The 23830-nt window shown below is 73.6% G+C and carries 22 protein-coding genes; 14 read left to right on the plus strand and 8 right to left on the minus strand.

Features of this window, described 5'->3' with window-relative positions:
* Positions 1–31: 31 nt before the first annotated feature.
* Entirely contained in the window at positions 32–691 is a 660-nt protein-coding gene (locus ACFWFZ_RS12340; protein ID WP_387120539.1) for a DUF4232 domain-containing protein, read from the minus strand.
* 191 nt (positions 692–882) lie between these two features.
* Between ACFWFZ_RS12340 and ACFWFZ_RS12345 the strand changes: the two genes are divergently transcribed.
* Together ACFWFZ_RS12345 and ACFWFZ_RS12350 are read left to right on the plus strand one after the other, a co-directional pair.
* A complete protein-coding gene (locus ACFWFZ_RS12345) occupies positions 883–1299 on the plus strand; it encodes a VOC family protein (protein WP_387120542.1) in 417 nt (138 codons plus the stop codon).
* A gap of 129 nt (positions 1300–1428) precedes the next feature.
* Positions 1429–1887, plus strand: a complete 459-nt coding sequence (locus tag ACFWFZ_RS12350; protein ID WP_387120545.1) for a GNAT family N-acetyltransferase — start codon at positions 1429–1431, stop codon at positions 1885–1887.
* 154 nt (positions 1888–2041) lie between these two features.
* Here ACFWFZ_RS12350 and ACFWFZ_RS12355 read toward each other — a convergent pair whose 3' ends face one another.
* Entirely contained in the window at positions 2042–2494 is a 453-nt protein-coding gene (locus ACFWFZ_RS12355; protein ID WP_387120548.1) for an iron chaperone, read from the minus strand.
* 405 nt (positions 2495–2899) lie between these two features.
* Here ACFWFZ_RS12355 and ACFWFZ_RS12360 point away from each other — a divergent pair, with 405 nt between their 5' ends.
* Both ACFWFZ_RS12360 and ACFWFZ_RS12365 read left to right on the plus strand, forming a co-directional pair.
* Positions 2900–3556, plus strand: a complete 657-nt coding sequence (locus ACFWFZ_RS12360; RefSeq protein ID WP_387120551.1) for a DUF2278 family protein — start codon at positions 2900–2902, stop codon at positions 3554–3556.
* Between the two features lie 250 nt (positions 3557–3806).
* A complete protein-coding gene (locus ACFWFZ_RS12365) occupies positions 3807–4223 on the plus strand; it encodes a VOC family protein (protein ID WP_387120554.1) in 417 nt (138 codons plus the stop codon).
* A 6-nt stretch (positions 4224–4229) separates the two neighbouring features.
* Here ACFWFZ_RS12365 and ACFWFZ_RS12370 read toward each other — a convergent pair whose 3' ends face one another.
* Complete coding sequence (locus ACFWFZ_RS12370) at positions 4230–5054, minus strand: DUF2182 domain-containing protein (RefSeq protein ID WP_387120557.1); 825 nt, start codon at positions 5052–5054, stop codon at positions 4230–4232.
* Positions 5054–6502, minus strand: a complete 1449-nt coding sequence (locus ACFWFZ_RS12375; protein ID WP_387120560.1) for a tyrosinase family protein — start codon at positions 6500–6502, stop codon at positions 5054–5056. The genes ACFWFZ_RS12370 and ACFWFZ_RS12375 overlap by 1 nt, the downstream gene beginning before the upstream one ends.
* Before the next feature lie 241 nt (positions 6503–6743).
* Between ACFWFZ_RS12375 and ACFWFZ_RS12380 the strand changes: the two genes are divergently transcribed.
* The 3 genes from ACFWFZ_RS12380 to ACFWFZ_RS12390 are packed head-to-tail and all read left to right on the plus strand — an operon-like array spanning position 6744 to position 9009.
* Positions 6744–7379, plus strand: a complete 636-nt coding sequence (locus tag ACFWFZ_RS12380) for an ATP-binding cassette domain-containing protein (protein ID WP_387120562.1) — start codon at positions 6744–6746, stop codon at positions 7377–7379.
* Entirely contained in the window at positions 7376–8245 is an 870-nt protein-coding gene (locus ACFWFZ_RS12385) for a metal ABC transporter permease (protein WP_387120566.1), read from the plus strand. The genes ACFWFZ_RS12380 and ACFWFZ_RS12385 overlap by 4 nt, the downstream gene beginning before the upstream one ends.
* Positions 8203–9009 carry an ABC transporter substrate-binding protein gene (locus ACFWFZ_RS12390; protein WP_387120569.1) on the plus strand — a complete coding sequence of 269 codons (807 nt, stop codon included), beginning with the start codon at positions 8203–8205 and terminating at the stop codon, positions 9007–9009. The genes ACFWFZ_RS12385 and ACFWFZ_RS12390 overlap by 43 nt, the downstream gene beginning before the upstream one ends.
* Positions 9010–9348: 339 nt before the next feature.
* Here ACFWFZ_RS12390 and ACFWFZ_RS12395 read toward each other — a convergent pair whose 3' ends face one another.
* Together ACFWFZ_RS12395 and ACFWFZ_RS12400 are read right to left on the minus strand one after the other, a co-directional pair.
* Positions 9349–11007: a class I adenylate-forming enzyme family protein gene (locus ACFWFZ_RS12395; protein ID WP_387120572.1), complete on the minus strand. Its 1659-nt coding sequence runs from the start codon at positions 11005–11007 to the stop codon at positions 9349–9351.
* Entirely contained in the window at positions 11004–12848 is a 1845-nt protein-coding gene (locus ACFWFZ_RS12400; RefSeq protein ID WP_387120575.1) for a CoA transferase, read from the minus strand. Before ACFWFZ_RS12400 ends, ACFWFZ_RS12395 begins: the two co-directional genes overlap by 4 nt.
* A gap of 201 nt (positions 12849–13049) precedes the next feature.
* On the opposite strand from ACFWFZ_RS12400, the gene ACFWFZ_RS12405 reads away from it, so the two are divergent.
* On the plus strand, positions 13050–14279 hold the full coding sequence (locus tag ACFWFZ_RS12405; RefSeq protein ID WP_387120578.1) for an acyl-CoA dehydrogenase family protein: 1230 nt from the start codon (positions 13050–13052) through the stop codon (positions 14277–14279).
* Between the two features lie 54 nt (positions 14280–14333).
* Entirely contained in the window at positions 14334–15833 is a 1500-nt protein-coding gene (locus ACFWFZ_RS12410) for a DUF4246 domain-containing protein (RefSeq protein WP_387120581.1), read from the plus strand.
* 226 nt (positions 15834–16059) lie between these two features.
* Here ACFWFZ_RS12410 and ACFWFZ_RS12415 read toward each other — a convergent pair whose 3' ends face one another.
* On the minus strand, positions 16060–17160 hold the full coding sequence (locus ACFWFZ_RS12415) for a sugar ABC transporter permease (protein ID WP_387120584.1): 1101 nt from the start codon (positions 17158–17160) through the stop codon (positions 16060–16062).
* Positions 17157–18368 (minus strand): MFS transporter, encoded by a 1212-nt coding sequence (locus tag ACFWFZ_RS12420; RefSeq protein WP_387120587.1) that lies wholly within the window; start codon positions 18366–18368, stop codon positions 17157–17159. Before ACFWFZ_RS12420 ends, ACFWFZ_RS12415 begins: the two co-directional genes overlap by 4 nt.
* Positions 18369–18575: 207 nt before the next feature.
* Between ACFWFZ_RS12420 and ACFWFZ_RS12425 the strand changes: the two genes are divergently transcribed.
* The 5 genes from ACFWFZ_RS12425 to ACFWFZ_RS12445 all read left to right on the plus strand — a co-directional run bounded on the left by ACFWFZ_RS12425 (position 18576) and on the right by ACFWFZ_RS12445 (position 23030).
* Positions 18576–19253, plus strand: a complete 678-nt coding sequence (locus tag ACFWFZ_RS12425; RefSeq protein ID WP_387120590.1) for a hypothetical protein — start codon at positions 18576–18578, stop codon at positions 19251–19253.
* 230 nt (positions 19254–19483) lie between these two features.
* The gene (locus ACFWFZ_RS12430) at positions 19484–20179 is read left to right on the plus strand and encodes a sigma-70 family RNA polymerase sigma factor (RefSeq protein WP_387120593.1); all 696 of its coding nucleotides are present in this window, start codon (positions 19484–19486) and stop codon (positions 20177–20179) included.
* Between the two features lie 279 nt (positions 20180–20458).
* Positions 20459–20866, plus strand: coding sequence for a hypothetical protein (locus ACFWFZ_RS12435; protein WP_387120681.1), 408 nt, complete (start codon positions 20459–20461; stop codon positions 20864–20866).
* Positions 20867–20996: 130 nt separating this feature from the next.
* Complete coding sequence (locus ACFWFZ_RS12440; RefSeq protein WP_387120596.1) at positions 20997–21638, plus strand: DUF4142 domain-containing protein; 642 nt, start codon at positions 20997–20999, stop codon at positions 21636–21638.
* Positions 21639–21647: 9 nt separating this feature from the next.
* A complete protein-coding gene (locus ACFWFZ_RS12445; protein WP_387120598.1) occupies positions 21648–23030 on the plus strand; it encodes a DUF1996 domain-containing protein in 1383 nt (460 codons plus the stop codon).
* Positions 23031–23830 lie beyond the last annotated feature (800 nt).

Raw genomic sequence — 23830 nt, forward strand, 5'->3', positions numbered from 1 at the left:
GCCGCAGCATGCCCAGGGTCACCCGAGGGGGCTACAGGCTGAGGGCGTCTTCGGCGTTGTCCACCCAGGGAGTGACGGAGTTCTTGGTGGCGGAGACGTACAGACCGGGCGTCGCCGCCTTGAGCGGGGTCTGCGTGAGGTCGGACTCGGTGTTCATGGTCATGGCGATCGAGTCGACGGTCTTGCCGGTGCCGTCGGCGGCGCCGCCCATGAGCCCGGCGTAGGCCGACTCGCCCGGGTCGAGCCGGATCGCGTCCTCGATGCCGGGGGCCTTGCCCCGTTCCGTGGCCTGCCCGTCCAGACTGCCGAAGGTCACGACCGGGTGCCCGAGCGCCCTGCACGCCTTCGTCCCCTTGTTGGTGATCCTCAGCAGGTAGCTGCTGGTCGTGGGCTCCGCCAGGCTCGCGGTGAAGGTCACGTCGTAGGTGCTGCACGGGAAGAGGTCGAAGTCCGGACCGGCCGGCGCGCTCGTACCGGGGGAACCGGCGGACTTCGACGGCTCGGCCGGCTTCGCCGGCGCTGTCGCGGACTTCGACGGCGCGGCGGAACCGGACGGGGAGGCGCTCGGCGTCGAGCCGGCGGACGGCGTGCCGGTCCCGCCCGCCGCGTCGTCCCCGGTGGGCCCGCAGGCCGTCAGGGCCAGTGCGGACAGGGCGGCGAGGGCGACGGCGGTCCTGCGAACGGTGCTCATGGTGTTCCCCCAGATGAGGCGCGGCGAGCGCGGGCTGGGCCGGGCCGGTTCCGGCGGGCCTGGCACCAGGGTCCCGCCGAAGCTTCACAGCTTGGTGACGGGGCGTTGCCGAGTCCACCACGGTTGCCGGCGCGCCGCTCCTGCCTCACCTAACCTGAAATCACCGCAGACCACCACGAAGGGACCATGCCATGCCCTCGCGACTCAACCCGTACATCAGCTTCGACGGCGACGCCCGGCAGGCCATGGAGTTCTACAAGGAGGTCTTCGGCGGCACGCTGTCGCTGAACACGTACGGCGACTTCGGCGGCGCGGACGCCGGCGACGCCGCCGGCAGGATCATGCACGGCATGCTGGAGACCGCCGGCGGCTTCACGCTCATGGGCGCCGACAACCCCCCGGGGACGCAGCACAACCCCGGCGACAACATCTCGGTGAGCGTCAGCGGGGAGGACGCCGCCGAGCTGCGCGGCTACTGGGACCGGCTCTCCGGCGGCGGCACGGTCTCGGTGCCCCTGGAGAAGCAGATGTGGGGCGACGTCTTCGGCATGTGCACGGACCGCTTCGGCATCACCTGGCTCGTCAACATCAGTACGCCCGAGGGCTGACCGGCCGCCGCGCCATCGTCCACGGTGGCGATGCGGCCGGCTCCGTTTCGACACCGCGGCAGCTGCCTCCCCGGCCGGACTCCAGCATGATCGATTCTCCGCACCCGTCGACCACAGGAGTCCAGCCCCATGCCCGACATCACCGTGCGCGCCGTACAGCCGGGGGACTTCGCGCAGTGGCGCGCCCTGTACCGCGGCTACGCCGACTTCTACGAGGTGGAGCAGACCGAGGAGGGGGCCGCCACGGTGTGGTCGTGGGTGACCGACCCGGCCCACGAGGTCAGCGCCCTGGTGGCCGAGGACACCGCGGGCCGGCTCCTCGGCCTGGCCCACTACCGCCCCTTCGCCCGGCCCCTCTCCGCGACGGTCGGCTGCTTCCTCGACGACCTGTTCGTGGCCCCGGAACACCGCGGCTCGGGCGCCGCCGACCTGCTGCTCGGCGCGCTGCGCGACCTCGCGGCCAAGCGGGGCTGGAGCGTGGTCCGCTGGATCACCGCGGACGACAACCACCGGGCGCGGGCCAAGTACGACCAGGTGGCCACGCGCACCATGTGGGTCACCTACGACATGCCCGCGCCCCGCCCCTGACCGGCCCGGCCGGGCGGTGGGTGGGCGGAAACGGTCCGGCGAACCCGGGTATCTGCTGTGAACGTTGCGCCGGGGATCAGCGTGGCCGGTCAGGCCCGGTTCCCGGCCCGCCGTCGTCACGACGGCGGGCCGGGCCGGTCTCCGCGGCCCCGGCTCAGCCCACCGCCCGCTTCACGAGGGCGGCGATCCGCTCCTCCACCTCGGGCGTCACCTCGGTCAGGGCGAAGCCGGCCGCCCACATCGTGTCCTCGTCCAGCTTCGCCAGGTCGCTGAACCCGAGGGTCGCGTAACGGGCCTTGAACTTCTCCGCGCTCTGGAAGAAGACCACGACCTTTCCGTCCAGGGCATAGGACGGCATCCCGTACCAGAGCTTCGGCGCGAGCGACGGGGCGCAGGCCGTGATGACGGCGTGGACGCGCTCGGCCATGATGCGGTCGGAGTCCTGCATCTCGGCGATCTTCGCGAGCACGTCCTGCTCGGCCGCCGCCGCCTTGTCCGCGCGCGAGCTGCGCCGCGCCGCCGTCTTCAGCTCCTGGGCGTGGTCCTTCATCGCGGCCCGCTCCTCGGCCGTGAATCCTTCGTGCTTGGTGCTTTCCGTGCTGCTCATCACCGATCTCCCCCGTGAGGACCTCGCATGTGCGGGACGTGAGGGGACCTTATCGCGGCGCACCGACATCGGTCCGGGCCACCATCCCGCCGAGGACCGCAGCCCCGAGGACGTGCCGGAGGGGCGGGTTCACGGGCACCTGTCCGGGGGCGCGACGGTCGCGACCGGTCCCTGGGCGGCCACTTCGGTCACCCACGTGTGGTTCGGCGCGCCGGCGTCGACGACCGTGCCGGTGAGCTGGTTGCGGACGGAGTTGTTCCCGACCGCGCGTGATCGACCGGGCGGGCCGGCGCGGCCCGGCTCCGGGCCCCTCTCGTCCGCCGACCACGACCACCCTCCTGACCGGCACCTGCCGCGTCGCGCGTCGCTGCGCCCGTCGTGCCGGCCGGTGCTTGACTGGGGACCATGCCCTTCGCGCACTACGGAGTCCTCTCCGGGACCCTGCACCAGCACTTCCGGGACACCCCCGACATGGAGGGGGCGTGGTTCCACGTCAATCTCCGGGTCGACGCGCCGGACGGACGCCACAAGTGCGCCGTCGACGTGGACAGTCACGACTCGGCGACCGGGGTGCAGTGGAAGGTGTTCACAGTGGACGCCTCGGCCCTCGGCCCCGTGGCCGCACTCGCGCCCGGCTACCACGAACTGGCCCGTACCGCCGAGTCCGGCGCTCTCGACTACATCCGGCATCCGGCGCTGCGGCGCCGCCGGGCCTGGCCCCCGTGGCTGCCCGACCGGGTGCGGGAGTTGCTCGACCGGCTGGTGAAGACCTCCCGGCCCTGGACCTCGGGGAGCAATCTCGACGCCGCGCTCGCCTTCGAGCCGATGCTCGTCGTCGGCCGTCCGGTGCTGGTCTTCGGGGAGCCCTTCGACACCGGCCTGGGCGTGCACAACATCCACCAGAACCAGGGCGACCCGTACGGCAGCCAGTGGTGGGCCGAGAACGGCGTCTGGCAGGACGGGGCGACCCTCACCCGCCGCCCCGACGGCCGGTACGACGTGTTCCTGAACAAGTTCTCCACCCAGAGGGACCACACGGACGCCGGCGGACACCCGCTCTAGGGTCTGTATCGAGTTGCCCCGTGGAGCAAGGAGCGGCGTTCGGTGCGTGCCCTCGGCGTGCGGGACGAATGTCCTCGTAGCGGAGCTACTAGGGCATGTGGCTCGTGCGCCGAGGGCACGTGCCGGGCGTCGCGACGCCGCGGGGCAACTCGATACAGACCCTAGTGCCGTGGCCCGGTGCACCTTTGCGGTCACGGCAGTAGCCGCCTTCGCAACCCGTACCCGCCCCGTCACCCGGAGGACAGGCTCGATGGCCTCGGCACCCCAGAAGATCACCACGTTCCTGATGTTCGAGGGCAGGGCGGAGGAGGCGATGGCCTTCTACACCTCCCTGTTCGACGGCTCCGAGGTCATCGACATCACCCGCTACGGCGCCGAGGGCCCAGGCGAGGAGGGCACGGTGCTGCGCGCGACGTTCTCGCTCGCCGGACAGCAGTTCATGTGCATCGACAGTTACGTCAAGCACGGGTTCGGCTTCACCCCGGCGGTCTCGCTCTTCGTGGAGTGCGGGTCCGCGGCCGAGCTCGACGGGCTCTACGCGGCCCTCGCCGACCGGGGCCAGGAGCTGATGCCCGTGGGCTCGTACGGCTTCAGCGCCCGGTTCGGCTGGGTGAACGACCGCTTCGGCGTGTCCTGGCAGCTGAACCTCCAGGACCTGCCCGCCTGAGGCCCCTCAAGCCAGAGCCGGAGTGAGGACGACCGCCAGGGCGGCTGCCGCGAGGGCCGCGGCGGCGAGGTCCGCGGCGCGCGTCGGGGTACGGGCGAACCGCTCCGCGACGACGATCCCGGTGAGTGCCGCCATCCAGCCGAGCATGCCCGGACCCCCGCCGGCCACGGCCATCACCAGCATCAGGGCCCAGCACGACCGCAGACAGGCGCCGCCGTGGCGCAGCCCGAAGCGGCCGGTGCCCGCCAGGGCGCGCAGGCCGCTGAGCGGCAGCGGGGAGGAACGGTGGCAGTCGCGCAGGGCGCGCCGCTTGCGGGCCGTCAGCTGCCAGCCGGACGCGAGGGCGAGCGCGCCGGCCAGGGGGGCGTCGCCGGGCAGCCGCGACCACAGCGGGGCGAGCGCGAGGAGCAGCGCGCCGTAGCCGGTCCACACCGCCAGGTAGACGGCGGCGAAGCCGGCCATCGCGCGCTGCCGGCGCCGCCGCAGGCTGTTCTCACCCACGTGGGCCAGCGCCGGGAGCGCTGCGGGCAGCATCATCGCGACGCACATCAGCGCCCACATGGCGAGGCCCCCGAAGGCTCCCGGGCCGGGCACGGCATGGGCCGCATGGGCCGCATGCGAGGGGGTCACGTGGTGGTGCGGCGCCTCGCCCACCGAGGCGGGAGCCGCCGGACGGCCACCGTGGACCGCCGCCGTCACGGTCAGCGCGATCACGGCGATCCAGGCGGCGACGGCCGCCAGTTCGAAGAGCAGGCAGAGGCGCGGGCGCGGCCGGCGCGGTGCGGGCGCCGTCCGCGGGGGCCGCGCCCGCGCCGCACCCAGCGGCGCCATCAGGTGTAGCTGAGGCTGACGCGCCCGATCTCCACCGGCGGGTCCTCGCCCTCCTCGTCCTGCGCCCCCTCCGCGTCCGCCGCCGCGGCCCGCGGACCGAGCGGACGGAACGTCACCTGCAAGCGGGCTTCGTCCCAGGCGTCGTCCGCCTGGAGCCTGCGCACGAGCGGGGTGATCTCGACGCTCACCCGCAGGCCGTGGGGGTGCTCGTCGCCCCGGGGGTCCTGGGCGCGCTCGATGCCGAAGAACGACAGGTTGCCGACGCGGTGGCCCTCCGCCTGTTCGCGGGAGGCGCCTTCCGGCAGGTTGACGTAGATGCCGTAGACCTTGTCGGGGTTGGTGTCGCCCTCGATGTCCTCGACGTTGAGGTACACGCGTCGGTCGTTGCCGGGGGCGGCCACGCCGAGTGCCGCGCCGAGCGGTGCGGTGGTCCGCCGGTCGATCGGTACGGCGATGCTGGCGGCGCGGCCGACGAGCAGAAGGGGCTGCTCCGACGAGCCGGCCATCTCGCGCCGCTTGGGCGGGGTCGGCCCCGAGGCGCTGGGACCGCTCGGCATCTCGGGCACGGGGAAGCTCGTCACGGACGGCGGCAGCGGGACCGGAGGGGAGATCGGCACAGGCTGCTCGTACGTGTAGCCCAGCCGGCCGGCGATGTCGAGGACGTCGGAGGCCGCCAGGCTCTGCTGGCTGCCGTCCGCGTCGAAGAACTTGTACTCCTGGGTGATCCAGCGCGGATCGTCCGGGTCGCTGTGCCCCGCGCGGCTGGACCAGAGGAACCAGAGGCGGTCGATGTTGGCGTGGTGGAGCCAGAAGACGGGATCCAGCGCGGCCGTGCCGGTCCTGCCCATCCAGCGGCCGATGTGGCTGTGCACGGCGTTGTGCGGGGTGTCCTCAAGGGCGCCCTTGCGGTTCCAGAAGCTGCTGCCGTTCGGCGTGATGCCCCCGCCGAACTCGGCTTCGCCGACGAACTGCGTGCGCCCCATCGCGTAGGCCGGAGAGGTGATCTCGAAAGGCAGGGGCTCGCCCTGGTTGATCCCGTTCGCCCGCTCGGCGAACAGCGGGTTGGCGCCGCCCTCCCCGTCGCGGAAGGCCGGGGGGATGCGGGCCTGCTCCCGGTCGGCGTCGTAGTCCCAGAACGGCAGCGCCCAGTCGGCGGGGCCGCCCCGTCGCACGACCGTGGCGCGGACGATCCGCTCGAAGTACCAGAGGTACATGCGGTGCCAGGCGAGGAAGTACCACGAGCCGTGCCGGCAGCCGTTCCACAGGGGCCTGGCAGGCGTCGTGTTCGTCCCGTGGACGGCCGCCTGGTAGGTCCAGCCGGTGGGGTCGTCGGGGTCCCGTGTCTTCATCTCGGCGACGGCCGCCGCGTAGTGGGCGAGGGTCAGGTCGTCGGCCGGCAGGGTCCACACGTTCCTGCGTACGTGCGCCGCCTGCTGAGGGCTGCCCATCGCGTCCACCTTCCGCCAGAAACCGGGAGGAAACTCAAGAAACCCTGGGGAAACCTACCGAAAGGGCATGTCGTGATCGAACCGGCACGCGGGAGGCAGGCCCGAAAGGGCCTGCCTCCCGCCGCCCGGCGCAAGCGGTTCTGGGCCGGCGGGAACCCCGGACGCCCCGCGTCCGACTACTGGCACGTGGGAGGCGGAGCTCCGCCGTCCCGCGCAGTCGAAGACGGTCGAGGGGCGTGTGATGGGCGGGTTGGACGTGCGCATGCGGGGGGTCGTCTGCCGGCACGGCCGGGTGGAGGCCGTCGCCGACGTGGACCTGGAGATCGCCGCCGGTGAGCGCGTGGCGCTGACCGGAACCAACGGCTCGGGCAAATCGACCCTCCTGCGCGCCGTCCTCGGCCTGCACCGCCAGATGGCGGGCTCGATCCTGGTCGGCGGCCGGGAGGGCCGCTCCCCCGCCGAGTGGGCGTGGCGGCGCCGGGCCTGTGCCTGGATCCCGCAGAAGCCGGCCGCCGGACGCTTCCCTCTGCTCGGCACCGAACTCCTGGCCGGCAGCAACGCCCCGGCGGAAGCGGCCGAGGCCGCGGACCGGCTCGGGGTGGGCGCGCTCACCGGGAGGCCCCTGCACACCCTCTCCGGCGGCCAGCTGCAGCGCATGTACCTGGCCCGGGCGATCGGGTGCGTGGCGGCGGGCGCCGAGCTGCTCCTGGCGGACGAGCCGACGGCCGCCCTCGACTTCGACGGGCAGGCGGAGGCCGCGGACGTGCTCACCGCACTGCCGGTGACGCTGATCGTGGTGACGCACGACCGGGCCCTGGCGGATCGCTGCGACCGCGTACTGGAGATGGCCGCGGGCCGGCTGCGGGAGGTCCGGTGACCGTCCTGGCCACCGCCGACCTCGGTGAACTCCTGCAGCTGCTGCCCGTTCAACGGGCGGGAGCGGCACTGCTGCTGGCCGCCGTCGGACTGCCGGTCGTCGGCGTCGTCATCGTCGGGCTCGACATCATGCCGGTCCGGTTCGCGATGATGCACGTGGCCCTGCTGGGCATCGCCGTGGGCCTGCTCACCGGGCTCGATCCCATGCTGTGCGCGCTCGTGGCCTGCGCGCTGGCCGGCGCGGGCGTGGCCCCGCTCGCCCGCACCCCGGACGGCCTCTCGGGGGCGATGGGGCTGTTGATGAGCCTGGCCATCGCGGCGGCGCTGCTGCTGCTGGCCGTGTCGGGGGTCAACGCCTCCGGCGCCTTCGCCCTGCTGTGGGGGTCGATCCTGTCCGTCGGCACCCCCGACCTCGTGGTCCTCGGCGTCCTCGCCGTCGCCGTGCCCGGCCTGTTCTGGTGGCGGCGGCGCGAGATCGGCCTGCTGCTGTACGACCGCGAGCTCGCCCAGTGCTCCGGCGTCCCGGTGCGGGCGCTGACGGCCGCGCTCCTGGTCCTGGTGGCCGTCGCGGTCGCAGGGGCGATCAAACTCACCGGGGCGCTGCTCGTCGACGCGCTGACGCTGCTGCCCGCACTCGCCGCGCGCCGCCTGGGCAGCTCGCTGGCGTCGATCACCCTGTGGGCGGTCGGCATCGGCGTCGCGGTGAACCTGACGGGGTTCCTGCTGGCCCTGTGGCTGGACTGGCCGCCCGGCCCGGTCCTCGTCCTGACCGCGGGGGCGCTGGTCCTCGCGGTGCATTCCATACCCGAACGGAGAATCAGCTCATGGCGCGCACCCGCGTCCGTATCCCTGCCGTCCTCACACTGAGCGCGGCCCTCTTCCTGACCGCCGGCTGCGGGAACGACGCCTCGTCCGCGTCCGGCGGGAAACCGGAGCTGCCGCGCACCGGCAAGCCGTCCGTGGTCGTCACGACCACCTGGGAGGGCGCCCTCGCGAAGGCGGCGGGCGCGCAGGACATCAAGGTCATCGTGCCGCAGTCCGTCCACCACGCTCCCGACTACGACCCCAAGCCCTCGGACCTCGCCGCCGTGTCCAAGGCCGACTTCGTGCTGTACGCGCCGTTCGAGCCGTACGCCGCGAAGATCAAGGAGGCGGCGGGGTCCGAGGCGAAGCTCGTCGAGGTGGAGCTCGACAACGATCCCGACAAGGTGTCCGCCGAAGTCGGCCGGCTGGCGGGGCTGTTCGGCACGGCGGACGACGCCGCGCAGTGGAAGACCGGCTTCGACGCCGAGTACGCGAAGCTGAACAAGGAGCTCCAGGCCGGCTGGCCCGGCGGCCGCAGCCCGTCCGTGGTGACCCAGGTCTTCACCGCGTGGTCGGCGAAGCTCGCGGGCGCGACCACGGTGGGCACGTACGGGCCGGAGGCCGTGACCCCGGCGCAGCTCGCCGAACTCGCCGCGAAGAAGCCGTCGCTGGTGCTGGACAACGCGCACATGTCGACCGGCGCGGTGCTGCCGGACTCCGGCGCCAAGCAGGTGAGGATCGTCAACTACCCGGGGGACGACCTCGATCTGCTGCCGGTCTACCGCAACGCCGCGGCGGAGCTGAAGAAGGCCATGGGCTCCTCCTGACCCCGGGCCGGGACGGAGCGGGCGGGGCGGGCGGGGCGGGACGTCCGCAGGCAGCCCCCTCCGGTCCGGCGGCCGCCTGGTGCTCGACCACGTCCGCGGCCACGGCTACCCGCCGACACGGTGCTCGAAGCGGTGCCCGTGCACGCCGAGTTCGTCGAGGAACGCCTGCTCGCACAGCGGGTGGTCGTAGCGGTCCTGCTGCCGCGGGTGGCGCCGGTACGGCCCGTGTCGTCCGGTGCCGTGCCTCGCACGGCGGAGGGGCGCCCGTGTACGGGGCGTACTCGGGTGCTCCGACAACGCGGCGAGGTGCGGTGCCGGGCGACACGGGCCAGGCGAGACCTAGACGAGGGCGCTGCTCTCGGTCAGGCGCCGGCGCAGGGCCGCTCGGTCGGGTTTGCCGGCCGCGGTCAGAGGGAGTTCGGGGACGACGAGGAGCCGTTCGGGGTGCTTGCGCCGCTCCAGGCCGCGCCCTGCGAGGTGTTCGCGGAGGGACGCGAGGGTGGGGGCGTGGGCCCCGCGGGCCACGACGCAGGCCGCGAGCCGCTCCCCCATCAGCGGGTCCGGGACGCCGACGCAGGCCACGTCCCGGACCTGGGGGTGTGCGGTGAGTTCGCGTTCCACCTCGGCGGGGCTGATGTTGGCTCCGCCGCGGATGACGATGTCCTTGAGGCGGCCGACGACGTGCAGGACGCTCTCGGCGTCGAGGTAGCCGAGGTCGCCGGTGCGGACCCAGCCGTCGGGGGTGCGGTAGCGCGCGTCCAGCTCGGGCGCGCCGACGTAGCACAGCGGGGTCATCGGGCCGCGCGAGACGATCTCGCCGAGGGCGCCGTCGGGAAGCGGCTCGTGGGTGTCGGGGTCGGCGATGCGGATCTCGGCGACCCGGGGGTCGGGGTGGCCTGCGACGACGCCGGATTCGTCGGTGGGCGGCACCGTACTGCCCAGTCCCGTATGGCAGTTGACGCCGTCGGCGGAGCCGTAGAGGTTGACGACGGGGCAGCCGAATGCCTGCGCGGCGGCGGCCGCCGTGGTCTCGTCGAGCGGCGCGCCGCCGAGGACCAGCGCGGTGGGCGACGGCAGCTCCCCGCCCGTTCTGTCGAGGCGTTCGAGCATCATGCGGACCATCGTGGGCACGCCGAGGACGTGCGTCGGCCGGTGTTCGCGCACCGCGGCCAGCGCGGCGTCCGCGGTGAAGTGGTCGAGCAGCACCAGGGTGCCGCCGTGCCGGGCCAGGGTGACCGCGGTGCCGTTGGAGCCGAAGGCGGAGGCCAGCGGGACGAGGAAGAGACAGCGCGGCGGGGTGCCGTCGGGGATGAGGGAGGCCAGGAAGTTTCCGCGGCCGCCGGCCAGCGCGTTGTGCGAGTAGGCGATCATCTTGGGCTCCGCCTCGGAGCCTGACGAGACGAGGATGCGGGCGGCGCTGTCGGGGTCCGGACGGGCGGGGGCGAAGCCGCCGGGGTCGCTGCGCAGCAGCTCCGTCAGCGGAATCGTTCCCTCAGGGAGGGTGCCCGGCCGCCCCGCGGCGATGACGTGCCGCAGGTGCGGGAGCGCCCCGGCGAGTGCGCGCAGATCGGCCGCGTGCCGGAACGCCCGGTGCTCGGCCGCTGCTATGACGGCGACCGCCTCGGCGCGGCGCAGCAGGTACTCGGCCTCCAGCACGCCGCGGCCCACGGGGAACGGCAGCGCCACCGCTCCGAGGGCGGCCAGCGCCAGGTCGGCCATGACGGCGTTCCGACCGTCGGGCAGTTGTACGCCGACCACGTCGCCCGGGCCGATCCCGAGGTCCCGCAGGCCCGTGGCCAGACAGCGGACCTTGCGGTCGAGTGCGGTGTAGCAGAGCTCGCCCTTGGCGTCGACGACGGCGGTGCGGTGCAGGTCGGCGATCTGCCGTGCGCGGAAGAGGCTGTAGAGGTCGAGGTCGGGGCAGGTGCCGTCGACCACCCAGGCGCGGCGGAGTTCGGCGGGCAGCAGGTCGCGCAGTACGAGCCTGTCGGCGGTCATACGAAGCTCCAGGGGTCGGGGACTGCGGGGGCGCCGTGCGCGTCGCGGCTGATCGAGCCGGCGCATCGCGGGTCGTGGTGCAGGTCGGACAGTTCGGTGGTGACGGCGGTCGCGGTCAGGCCGTGCTCGCGCAGCCGGGACAAGGCCTCGGCCGTGGGCAGGCCGCGCAGGTCGTGGCCGGCCGCGGCGCGGGCGTCGGCGTCGGCGGGTGCGATCCAGCCGTCGGCCGTGGCCAGCGGGTACCGGAAGCCGGCGGGCCGCCGGGGGTTCTGCCCGCGGGCCGCCCGGCGCAGGGCGGGGCCGGTCAGCGTGTCGGCCGCGCCGAGCAGGGAGGAGTCGACCCGTACGCCGCAGCCCGTGCGTTCACGCAGGAGCAGCCCGGCGAGGACGGCCTCGGCTCCCAGCATTCCGCCCAGGACGTCGAGCAGGGTCATCAGCGAGGGCGCGGGGGCCTCGCCGTCGGGGCGGGCGGCCTCGCCGACCCCCGTACGGGCCTGGACCATGAAGTCCGTGCCCATCGGGGCGTCGTCGAGCCGGCCGGCCCAGCCGCTGGTGTACGCGTGGACGAGTGCGGGGTTGACCCTGGCGAGGTCGTCGGCGTCGAGGCCGAGGGCGGCGGCCTTGCCCGGCGCCCAGTTGTGGAGGAAGACGTCGGCGTCCGCGGCCATGTCCCGCAGCCGCCCCCGGTCCGCCTCCGCCTTGATGTCGATCTCGACGGCCCGCTTGCCGCGGTTGAGGGCGAGCCAGCGGGCGGAGATCCCGGAGCAGGCGGGGGGCATGCCGCGCAGCGGGTCGCCGCCCGGCGGTTCGATGCGGATCACGTCGGCGCCGAGCAGCCCGAGCAGGTGCGCGGCGAGCGGCGCCTGGATACGGCGGCCGGCCTCCAGCACGGTCAGCCCGGCCAGGGGTCCGGCGGACTCCCGGCGGGGTCCGGCCGACAGCGGTGCCAGCCCGCCGACGGCGCCTGCGGCCCGGACGCCCCCGGCTCCGGCGGCTCCGGCGGCCCAAGTGGCTCCGGCGGTCGACGGCGTGAGGGACCACGGGGCGGCGCCGTCGTGCTCCGCGGCCCGGTCCATGAGGGAGCGCAGCGCGCACACTTCGGCACCGGAGGCGGCCGCGGCCCGGCGGATCCGGTCCCAGCCGTGGGACCGGGCCGTGGTCTGGAGGGCTGCCGGCAGGGGGGCGCAGGCGGTGGCGTAGCGGAACTGGAAGGGGCGCCAGCCGGTGCGGAGGGCGTCCGCGGGTGCCTCCAGCGCCTTCCAGAAGGCGGCCCAGGCTCCCGGGTCGAGCGTCTCCAGTTCGAAGACGATCCCGTCGGCGGTGGTGAACGGCGGTCCGCCGGGAGCGATTTCGGCGGCTTCGCCCTCGTCGGCGCCGGCGGCCGCGAGGTACTGGGACACGGCGAGCAGCCCGGCCCGGTCCGCGCTGGTGGTGACCTGGGCGGGTGCCGCGCCTCGGGCCTGGCCCACCAGGTTCGCGAGCAGTCCCTGGACCGCGAGGACGGCGGTGGCCGTGGCGGCGTAGTCGACGGCCAGTCCGCGCGGGATGCCCTCGCGTCGCCCGTGCACGGCCATGATGCCGGTGGCGGCCTGCACCGTGGCCTCGTCGGTGAGCCCGGTCGCGGGATCCGCCCAGGTGGCGGCCGCGTGCGCCGGTGCGAAGCCGCCGCCGCAGAGCGTGGTGCCGACGGCGGGCGCGTCCACGTGAACCGGACGGTCCGTCCGCGCGCCGAGCAGCCGCAGGTGGTCGGTGACGACGTTGGTGATCTGCGGCGGGCCCGAGGTGTCGAAGCGCAGTGTGTCGAGCGGCCGGACCGTCTGCGTGGTTGCCGGTGACGCCATGCCTCTCCTCTCCTGGCGCGGCGGTGGCCGCAGCCCGGGTCTTGCGGGATTCGGGAACCCGGGAGCCTGCGCACCCGACCAGTTCCACGAACAGACAGTCGGTCGGCCCTTCGTGCGAGTTCCCGCGAGTTCGCGGGGGCTGGCGAAACGTCCGGCGGATCGCACGCGTCCGGGAAGTTCCCGGGAAAGAGGAGGCGAACAGTGGAGGTTCCCCGTACGGACGGTGGCGGAGCCGCACGACATGAGCCGGAGGCGGTCGCGCCCGGGGAACGGGTCGCCCGGTTCGTCCGCGGCCGGGTCTTCCCCCGGGAGGCCGTGCTGGACGGAGGCGGGCCGGCGGCCGCCGAGGCGCTGGCCGTGCTGCGCGCCGAGGCCCGGGCCGAGGGGCTCTGGGCCCTGCCGCTCCCCGCCGAACTGGGCGGTGGCGGGCTGTCCTTGGCCGCGTACGCCGAGCTGGCCGAGGCCGAGGGGGCCAGTGACCACGGTCCTGCCGCGCTGGGATCCGCCCCGCTGCTGGATGTGCGGATGCTGGCCCGGTACGGTCGGCCCGGCGTCCGCGAGGCGCACCTGAAGCGGCTGGTCGCCGGCGAGATCCGCACCTGCTACGCGATGACCGAGCCGGGGGTGCCCGGCACCGACCCCTTCCGGACCGCCACCCGCGCCGAGCGGCTCCCGGACGGCGGCTGGCGGGTCACCGGCCGCAAGTGGTTCACCTCGGGGGCGGCGGGCGCCGACCTGGTGACCGTCATGGCCCGCACCTCCGGCGCGGACGGGGACCGCGAGGGGCTGTCCCTGCTGCTCGTACCCACCGGCTCGGCCGGCTTCCGCGTGGTGCGCGAACTCCCGGTGCTGGGAGCGGCGGGACAGTACGAGATCGCCCTCGACGGGGTGCAGGTGCCCGCCGGCCACCTCCTCGGCGAGCCTGGCGAGGCCCTGGCCATCGCCGGTGAGCGGCTCCAGCTCGGCCGTACGCTGCGCTGCCTGCGCTGGCTCGGCCAGGCGCAGCGGGCCTTCGACCTGATGTGCGAGCGGGCGGCGACGCACGGCGGGTCGCGCGGGCCGCTCGCCGACCAGCAGCTGGTGCAGGCCCACGTCTTCGACGCCCTGCTGGCCCTGCGTACCACGCGTCCCCTCGTCCGGGAGGCGGTAGCGCTCATCGCCGGCGGCCAGGACGCGCGTACGGAGGTGGGGCTGGCCAAGGTCGCCGCCGCGCGCATGCTCCAGCAGGTCGCGGACTCCGCGATCCAGGTCCACGGCGCCGCCGGCCTCGGCCCGGACACCCCGCTGCCGGGCCTGTTCCGCACCGGGCGCGCGGCCCGCATCCTCGACGGCCCGGACGAACTCCACATCACCTCGGTGGCACGCCGCGTCCTGCGGGGCTACGGCCGCAGCGTGCAGACGGCCGCTCGGGCGGCGGTGTCAGTGCGCTGAAGTATCCTTCCGGCCACCGCACACCGACTCGGAGGACCGAGAGAATTGACCGGCATGTCTGCCTTCCCGCTGCCCTTCAACGCTTCACGTTCCATACCGTTCGCGACACCCCGAACACTGCGGGAACTCCAGATGATGCAGTGCAGCGCGCTGATTCGGGCGAAGCCGCGGTGGTTCGACAAGATGGACGACGCCGCCGTCACCGCCCGGTGGACGCGGGAGGCGGTCGCCCAGGGCCTCACCGAGGCGCAGGTCGGCTACGTGCTGGACGAACTCCGGTACTACGCCGCGCTGCGGGACGCGCGGACCGGCGTCGAGGTGTCCGCCGTCGACGGGGTGTGGCAGTCGGACACGCTGGTCGACGACACGCTCATGTCCCGGCTGCGCGAGGCGGTCCGGGTGCTGGAGGACGTCCCGGAGGAGGAGAAGGACTGGCATCCCGGCTCGGACGGCCAGGTGCTGGACCTGGTTCATCCTTCGCTGTTCTGCCTGGTGAGGGAGGTCAGCGGGGCTCCCGAGGAAGCTTGGCGGAACCCGACGGACCGCTGGTCGAAGTACGAGTTCTCGGAGAGATTCCAGTGGCTGCCCACGGACGTCGACGTCAGTGACGACGGCGACGTGGCCTTCCGTTCGTACGTCAACAACGTCCACCCCGAGACCCACGCCGCACTCCTGTCGGTCCTCCCCGACGTGTTCGCGCGTATGCTCCCGCTGCTGGAGAACGTGCTCACGGATCTGCGCCATCCCCGGCCGCTGCGGATCGAGGCCGATCCCTACGGGTGGTACGACTCGGAGCCGGAGTACCCGCACAGGTCCTCCTACAGTGACGACGCGGCGTACAAGGAAGCCCGCAGTGCGTGGGAAGAGGCCCATGAGGAGTGGTGGGAGAACCGCCGGCCGGTCGTCCCGGACGCCCCGGTCTTCACCCCGCCCGAACTGCCCGGGGAATCCGCCCGGGTCGGTCTGCGCGGGCGAGGCCTCCAGGTCATCGTCAAGCTCGCCACCATCCACCTCACCCCGGACAAGCCCGAGTACGCCGGCGGTTCCTGGCACGTGGAGGGGATGATGAACGAGCGGATCGTCTCCACCGCCCTCTACTACTGGGACAGCGAGAACATCACCGAGAGCCGGCTCGGCTTCCGGGCGGCGCTCGACGACCCGAACTACGAACAGAACGACGACAGCGGCCTGCGAGAGGTCTACGGCCTGGAGGACGAGGACGCGCTGAACCAGATGCTGGGATCGACCGCCACCCCGGCGGGCCGCTGCCTGGCCTTCCCGAACATCCTGCAACACCGCGTCGACTCGTTCCGCCTCACGGATCCCACTCGCCCGGGACACCGCAAGATCCTGGCGTTCTTCCTGGTCGACCCGTCGCAGAGGATCGTCTCGACGTCCGATGTGCCGCCACAGCAGCCCTGGTCCGAGACCTCGACCATGACACTGGAGCAGGCCCGGGCGTACCGCGAACAGCTCATGCAGGAACGCAAGTTCTTCGTCGACGAGCACAACGAGCAGCTCTACGAGAGGGAGTTCTCCCTCTGCGAGCACTGAGGGCCAGGACACCGCCAAGTGCTGCGGCCGGAGGGGTTTGCCGGCCTGGGCGGTCACGGCACTAGGGTCTGTATCGAGTTGCCCCGTGGAGCAAGGAGCGGCGTTCGGTGCGTGCCCTCGGCGTGCGGGACGAATGTCCTCGTAGCGGAGCTACTAGGGCATTCGGCTCGTGCGCCGAGGGTGCGTGCCGGGCGTCGCGACGCCGCGGGGCAACTCGATACAGACCCTAGACAAGAGTGATGTCCACGACTCCGTGGAGGGCGGCCAGGCCGAGGGCCAGGAAGAAGTCGCCCCAGACGAGTTCGTGGCGGACCGCCGACCGTGCGGCCGCGTCGTAGCAGCCGTCCAGCAGCATCCCGGCCGGGCGGCCGCCGCCCTCGCCGGTGAGGTGGGACCGGATGAGGTGGTCGAGGATCTCCGCGCCCCGCAGCGCGTACCGCTGCGCGCTGGGGCCGGGAATCCGGGCCAGTTTCAGCAGGGCGACCGCTGTGATCGCGGCGGCCGAGGTGTCGCGGGGGCCGTACGGGAGGGCGGTGTCGGCCGGCGGGACCATCCGGCCGGTCAGCACTCCGCCGCGGGTGAGCAGCAGGGCGGCCGCCTCGGTGAGCCGTGCGGGGTCGCCCGCGGCGACGGCCGGACGCAGCAGGGCGTCGGCGACCGCCAGGAGCAGCCAGGCGCGTCCCCGGCTCCAGCCCGGCGGCGGGTCGTCGCACGGCCGCCACCGGGCGATGGCCGTCTCGAAGCGCAGGGCGGGCCGGAACCACGCGGATCCGCCGTCGTCCGCGCCCCCGGGCCGGCCGAGGCAGAGGTCCAGGTGCCGGTGGAGGTGCCCGGCCGCCGCATCCGCCCCGCCCGGTCCGGCGCCCGCGAGGAGCGGCACCGTGCCGGGTACGGCGTCCACGCGGGCGAGCAGGCGCGGTCCGCCCAGGGCGTCGCCCCACGGCAGGATCCCGAGCTCCTGGTCGCAGGCCGCAAGGCAGGCCCGGGCAGCGCGGGCGCGGAGCGCGGCGGCTTCGGCGTCGCCGTCGGACGCTGCCGTCCCGTACCAGAAGATGAGGCCGCGGGTGGCGGTGTCGGCTCCCGCCCACGGTGCGAGCCGGGCCGTGCACGCCGCGGCGGCCCGCGTGTCGGACTCGGCACCGGTGTACCGCGCCCGCAGCCAGAGCAGCCCGACCCAGAAGCCTCCGGTCCAGGAACCGCGGCCGGTCGTGGTCCACCGCCCGTCGGCCGGGTCGGCGTACAGCGGGAAGCGGCGGCCCACCTCCGCCGCGGTCACCGCGACCCGCTCCATGACCGCCGCCAAGGCCCGGGCGGTCTCCGCGCTCACGCCGTGGCCCCGCGGCGCGCCCGGTCCCGCAGCGCCCACAGGAACGCGACGGCTGCGGCGACCGCGAACTCCGCCGCCACCAGGAGCCAGCCCGGTCCGTACCGCCCGCTCTGGGCGAGCAGCCCGAACAGCGGCGGGCCCAGGGCGAATCCGGCGAAGAACCCGGCCGCGACCAGCGCGGAGTCCTGTCCGGCCCGGCCGGGGGCGGCCCGCTGGAGGACCAGCACCATCGAGACGGCGTTGCCGGAGACGGCGAACACGCCGACGGCCACCGCGCCGACCCACACCAGCGGGCTCAGGAGCAGGGCGGCTCCCAGCAGGGCGGCGGCGCCCAGCGCGCCGAGCGCGAGCCCGCCCGGGAGCCATTCGGCGCGTCCGGGGCGGGCGGCCTTGGACCAGCCGACCCGGCCGACGATCCCGGCCACTCCCAGTACGGCGACCAGGGCGCCCGCGGTCGTCGGCCCCATGCCCAGGCGCTGCGCGCCGAAGAGGGCGAGGTAGGTGTTCACGGAGGCGATGCCCGCGCCGAGGAACAGGGAGAAGGCGGCCAGCCAGGCCACCATGCCGCGCGGGACCAGTTCGGTACGGGGGCCGACGGGCGGCGGCGGGGTGTCCGGAGGCAGGACCCGCAGCGCCCACAGCCCGGTGAGCAGGGCGGCTGCCGCGCCCGTCCACACCGCGCCCCGCCAGCCGATCCCGCCGGCGAGCACGGCCAGCGGCGCTCCGGCCACGAAGGCGCCCAGCTGCACGCCGGACTGCTTCAGGCCGGTGACGGCGCCCCGCCGGGCGGGCGGGACGGAGCGTAGAACGGCCTTGTTGGTGGCCGGGTTGGCGAGCGCCTGCGGTACACCGCCCAGTGCGACGGCGCCGAGCAGCAGGCCGGCGCCGGGGGCTGCGCCGATCAGGGCGAGCGCGGCCGCGGAGAGCAGCAGCAGTGCGACGAGGGAGCGCCGGGGGCCGATCCGGTCCACGATCCGGCCGCCCGCCGGGGACAGGGCGGCGGCCGTTCCGAAGCCGATCGTGGTGGTCAGTCCCAACAGGGCCGCCGATATGCCCAGTTCGTCCACGAGACGCGGGCCGAGCGCTCCGAGCAGGAACAGTTGCAGCATCGAGAACGCCATGGCGCAGGTGAGGAGCGCCGTCAGCCGTCCGCCCGCCTCGCCGTCCTCCTCCCTCGGTGATGCCGTCGCCGTACCCTCCGACGCCACGAAGTCTCCCCTTCCGGTGACGTTGAACTCCTCGATCGAACGGGTAGTCAGTCGGGTGGAGCGACGGGGCGGTTCCCGCGTTCCGCTGTGCCCTGCACCACACGAGGCAGGCGGTCCGGCTGTGGCATGGCCGGTCCGCGGAAACTTGTCCGGAAGTGCGTACCCCGGTGTGCGGCTCGGGAGGCCGGTGCGAGGATGAGCCCCGCCATGGAGCCGGTCGTCCGCTGTTTACGCGCCCTGAGGGCTGTGATGTTCGCAGCCCTCTGCGTGCTGCTCGCGGCGACCGGGCACATGCTCATGTCGGGCACCGCGGTGCCCTGGTGGGCGCTGCCGCTCGGGTTCGGCGCGGCCGCGGCGACGGCCTGGTCCCTCGCCGGCCGTGAGCGCGGGATCCTCTGCGTCACGGGAGCCGCCGTCGCCGTACAGGCCGTGCTCCACTCGGCTTTCTCCCTGGCCCAGTCCCTGGCGGGGCCCGCGCCGGAGTCCGCGGCCGCGGAGGCGGCCGTGCACGCGCACCACGCCGTGCACGGGGCGGCGGATGCCGCGTCCGCCCCGACGGCCATGCACATGACGGATGGCGGTCACGGATCCGCGGTCCTGCCGCCGGCGTTCATGTCACCGGCCGGGATGCTGATCGTGCACCTGCTGGCCGCCGTGCTGTGCGGGCTGTGGCTCGCTCACGGCGAGCGCGCCCTCTTCCGCGTGCTGCGTGCCGTGGCCGCGCGGCTGTGGGTCCCGCTGTGCCTGCTGCTGCGTCCGGCCGCCGTCGCGCACCGGCCGCGCCTGCGGGTGCGCCGGCGGCGCGGGCCTCGCGCACCGCGCCGGCTGTTCCTCGTCCATGCCATCACCTCAAGGGGTCCGCCGACGGCGACCGCTGTCCTCTGACAGCTGGTCACCCGAGCCGCATCCACGTTCGCGACTGCTCTCGCGCACGCCTCGCATGCCACTGCTGCACCGCGTGCACCTCGTGCACCTCGTGCACCTCGTCACCCGCATGTGAAACGTGGAGGCCGCGCCTCGGGCCCTCGGCCGTGCCCCCGGGCAGGCCGTGCCCCTCACCGGCCCCGCCGTCCGCGCGGAGCCGGACTCCCCCTTGCACACAAGGACCTTTGGCGATGACTCCTGCCCTGACCACCCAGTCCTGTACCGCCGGCGAGCGTCCCGCCCGGCACACGGAGGCCTCCGACGCGGCGGTGACCCGGCTGGCGCTCGCCGCCCGCGACGGGGACCGCGCGAAGACCGACCGCTTCGTGCGCGCCCTCCACCGCGACGTCTGGCGCTATGTCGCCTACCTGAGCGCCGACACCCAGGCGGCCGACGACCTCACCCAGGACGTGTTCCTGCGGGCGCTGGCCGGCCTCCACCGGTTCGAGGGCCGTTCCTCCGCGCGTACCTGGCTGCTGTCCATAGCCCGGCGGACCGTCGTGGACAGCCTCCGCCACGCAGCCGCCCGGCCGCGGCTGTCGGACCGCTGCGACTGGCAGACGGCCGCCGAGCAGGCCCAGCCGTACGGCGTACCGGGCTTTGAGGACGGCATCGCGCTGGCGGAGCTGCTGGCCGCGATCCCGTCCGAACGCCGGGAGGCCTTCGTCCTCACGCAGTTGCTGGGTCTGCCCTACGCGGAGGCGGCCGAGGCCGTCGGGTGCCCGATCGGCACGGTCCGCTCCCGTGTGGCCCGGGCCCGTACCTCCCTCGTCGCCCTCCTGACGGACACCCACTCGGCCGCGCCGCAGCCGCAGGCCCCGGCCGGGCAGCCCGAGCGGGCCCCGCGGGGAGCGCGTGAGGCGGTGCTCGCGACTTCGTCCGCCTGACCGAGGCCGGAGCATCCCGGGCCCGGCCCGTCCGGGCCCGGGATGCTCCGGCCTCGGGATTCCGGGGGGTCAGGGCCGGGCGGCGACGGCTTCGACCTCGAACAGCATGTCCGGCGTGGCCAGGGCCGGGACGCCGGGCCGGTGCCGGCCGAGTCGCCGTACTGGTAGGGGTGGACGCGGCGCAGCGGGAGGAACGGGGCGGGCAGCGCGTGGGCCGTCCTCACCGAAGCGGCCGACGCGGAGGGGGACGCGGACGCCGACGCGGAAGGCCGACTGCGGCTGGAGGTCGCATTTCAGGACCGCAGGCACGCCGAATGGGCTCTGTGGCAGCTCGCCCCGGACGCGGAGGTCCCGGCCCCGCGGTGGCTGCGCGACTCCCTGCACGCGCGGGCGGCAGCCATCGCCGCCCGCTACGGAGCACCGCTCCCGGACCCGTCGGCCGACAAGCTCCGCACGACGCGCCGTCACGCACTCTCGCCGCACCGGCCGAAAGCCACGTACGTCCCGTACGAGCGATTTCGGCCGGCACGCCGAGAGCACGCACCGGACGCCGCTCCTGACGGGCAAACGTCGCCTGGCGCGGCGCTAGCGCGTGAAGATATCAGCCTTTCGGGAAAGCGCCAGAGTGTTTGTCCGATGGTGATGTCCTCCGGCAAGGGCGTCACGCCGGGCACTACCGTCCCGTGACACCCCCGGGAATGCGGGTGTTGCACCGCACGACGCTTGCGGAACCTCCCTGCCCCGCCACCTTCCCGGCCCCACGGAGCAAGGAGGCACATTGCTGTCATCGCGGCGGAGAAACGGCCGAGGCTGGTCGATGGCCACCCGGTACTCGATCGCGAGCGGTGTCGTCATCACTGCGCTCGCGCTCACCCTCATCGCCCTACTGGTCCCCGTGGACAAGTTCGGCAGCCGGGCCACAGCCGCTACCACCGCCCCGGCGGCCGGCGACGACGACGGCCTCGGCACGGTGAGCACGGCATACGGGCCGCTGACGGCTGCGGACCGCGACTTCGTCCGCAAGGTCCGCCTCGCCGGGCTGTGGGAGGGGCCCGCCGGGCGGCAGGCCCAGCAACGCGGGAAACGCCCCGCGATCCGCACGGCCGGGGAGCACCTCGTCGACGGCCACGCCGAACTGGACCGGCAGTCCATCCAGGTCGGCCAGGCCCTCGGCATCGACCTGCCCAACCAGCCCACCGCTCAGCAGCAGGACTGGCTGGCCCAGATGGACCGCGCCAAGGGTGAAGAGTACGAACGGGTGTTCACCCAGCTGTTGCGCCGAGCGCACGGAAAGGTCTTCAGCCTGCTGGCCGGGATCCGGGCACAGACCCGCAACTCCATGGTGCGAGCCCTCGCCACGTCCGCCAACGCCACGGTGCTGGACCACATCACGGTCCTAGAGGACACCGGGCTGGTCGACTTCGACGGGCTCTCCGACAATGTCCCACCGACGAAGTGAAGTGATCGCATGAGGCAAAAGGGCCACAAGCGCCCCCGGTTGACGACCAAGCTCGTGGGAGTGGTCTCCGCGCTCGTGCTGGGCGGCGGCGGCGTCGCCGTCGTCGCCGGCAACGCGTCCGCGGGCCAGGACGACAACCGCAAGGCACAGTTGATGACCACCATCGACTGTCCGGACGTCGGGGACAAGCTCACCTCCGTACCCGAACAGGCCAAGGCCGAGGTCGACGCGAACCTGGCGAAGCTGGACGACCAGGTGGCGGAAGCCTACCGGCGGCTCGCCGCCGGCGAAGCACAGGGCGACGCCCTCCTAGGAGACCTCAAGGGTCAGCGGGACAAGACCATCAAGGGCGTACAGGACGCGATCGGCCGGGTGGCCCAACCGCCTGCGGAAATAGCCCAGTTGAGCTCTTGTGAGATGAAGAAGGCCCCCGCCGAGGAGGACGGCGGAGCCGGCGCGGCAGCGGTGAAGGCCGGGGCCGACGCCAAGTCCGCCGCGGCCGGCAGCAAGAGCGGCCCGGCGAAGAGCGACTTCGTGAACATCACCAAGGTCCGCCCGAACGTCAACAAGCCCAGGGCCCAGGGCGGCGCCTCGAACGGCTCCTTCAGCGTCCAGTGCGGCCGCAACGACAACGGCCACTTCAACCCCGACAACGTCATCGTCGCACCCGGCGTCTCCAACGGTGCGCACCACATGCACGACTACGTGGGCAACGTGTCCACCGACGCCTTCTCCACCAACGACAGCCTCGCCAGGGCAGGCACGACGTGCAACAACGGCGACCAGTCCAGCTACTACTGGCCCGTGCTGCGACTGCGCGACGGCAAGGCCGAGCGGGACGCGAAGGCGCCCGGCGGCGGCCAGGACGGCAACGTCGGCACGATCCTGAAGCCCAAGCAGGTGACGATCGAATTCAAGGGAAGCCCCGTCGGCAAGGTCACGGCCATGCCCCGCTTCATGCGCATCATCACGGGCGACGCCAAGGCCTTCTCCAACGGCAACGCCAACGCCAACGCCTCCTGGAGCTGCACCGGCTTCGAGAACCGCCAGCTGAAGGACAAGTACCCGATCTGCCCCAAGGGCAGTGACGTGGTGCGCACCTTCACCTTCCAGAGCTGCTGGGACGGGCGTAACGCCGACAGCGCCAACCACCGCACCCACGTGGCCTTCCCCGACCGCAACGGCCGCTGCAAGAACGGCTTCACCGCCATTCCGCAGCTGGTGCAGCGCATCGTCTACGGGGTGGCGCCGGGCGCCCGCATCGCCGTGGACAGCTTCCCCGAGCAGCTCCACAAGCCCGTGACCGACCACGGCGACTTCATCAACGTGATGTCGGACGGCCTGATGAACAAGGCCGTCAGCTGCATCAACGACGGGCGCCGCTGCCGCTGACGCCCGCGGCGGGGATCTGTCCCCTCTGCTCCCGGGGCCGGTGCTCCCCCCTTCCTCACCCCGCGCCCGCCCCGGGATAGGTGTTGGTCCGAAGCCTGCTTCGGACCAACACCTCCTTTTCGTCTCCGTGCGTGACAGGGACCGGCACGGCAGGACACGGCTCGCGTCTTCGCCCGTCCCGCGAGGCAGCTACGCCATCGATCCCGAACCCTGGGGCGCGCCCTTCGTGGCCCCGGGCACCCAGGGCGGTGCCCGCACTCGGCAGCCGGGCTCTTCTCATGCCGCCCGGCATGACCGGCATGGTGTCGGCCGGGCCCCCGAAACTCCGCGGTCGTGCACCCGGAGGACGCGCCGAGCCTGCAGCCGGCCGGCTCTTTGGGTGTGCACCGCGGTTGCTGCGGACCGCTCGGTACCGGCGGCCCCAACATGACGTGCAGGTGCGGGGCGGGCGTGGCCACTCTTGCCGCGGACTGCGTGGGCCCGCACGAGCTGCACCTGGATCCGCTTCGGACCTATGCCTTCACGCCCGGCACATCCCTGTGATCACGAATGGTCTGACGCCTTCAGACCGGTGTCCCTGCCGGACACCTTGACTCCTCAGCTGCATGAAGTGTCCTTTGTGTTCACGGCCCACGGCCCCGTTACGGAGGGCGGGACCGGGGGCACGTACGCCCGGCCGGCCCCGGCCCGCCCGCCCGGCCTGCACCTGGTCGGCGACGGACAGCGGGCCGTGCTCGGTGGGGTGTGCGGTGCGCACGGGCGCACGAATGCGCCCGGCCCGGCCCCGTCGTCACGGGGCC

This window comes from Streptomyces sp. NPDC060232 (genome assembly GCF_042726555.1).
In the GTDB taxonomy this organism is placed as follows: Bacteria; Actinomycetota; Actinomycetes; order Streptomycetales; family Streptomycetaceae; genus Streptomyces.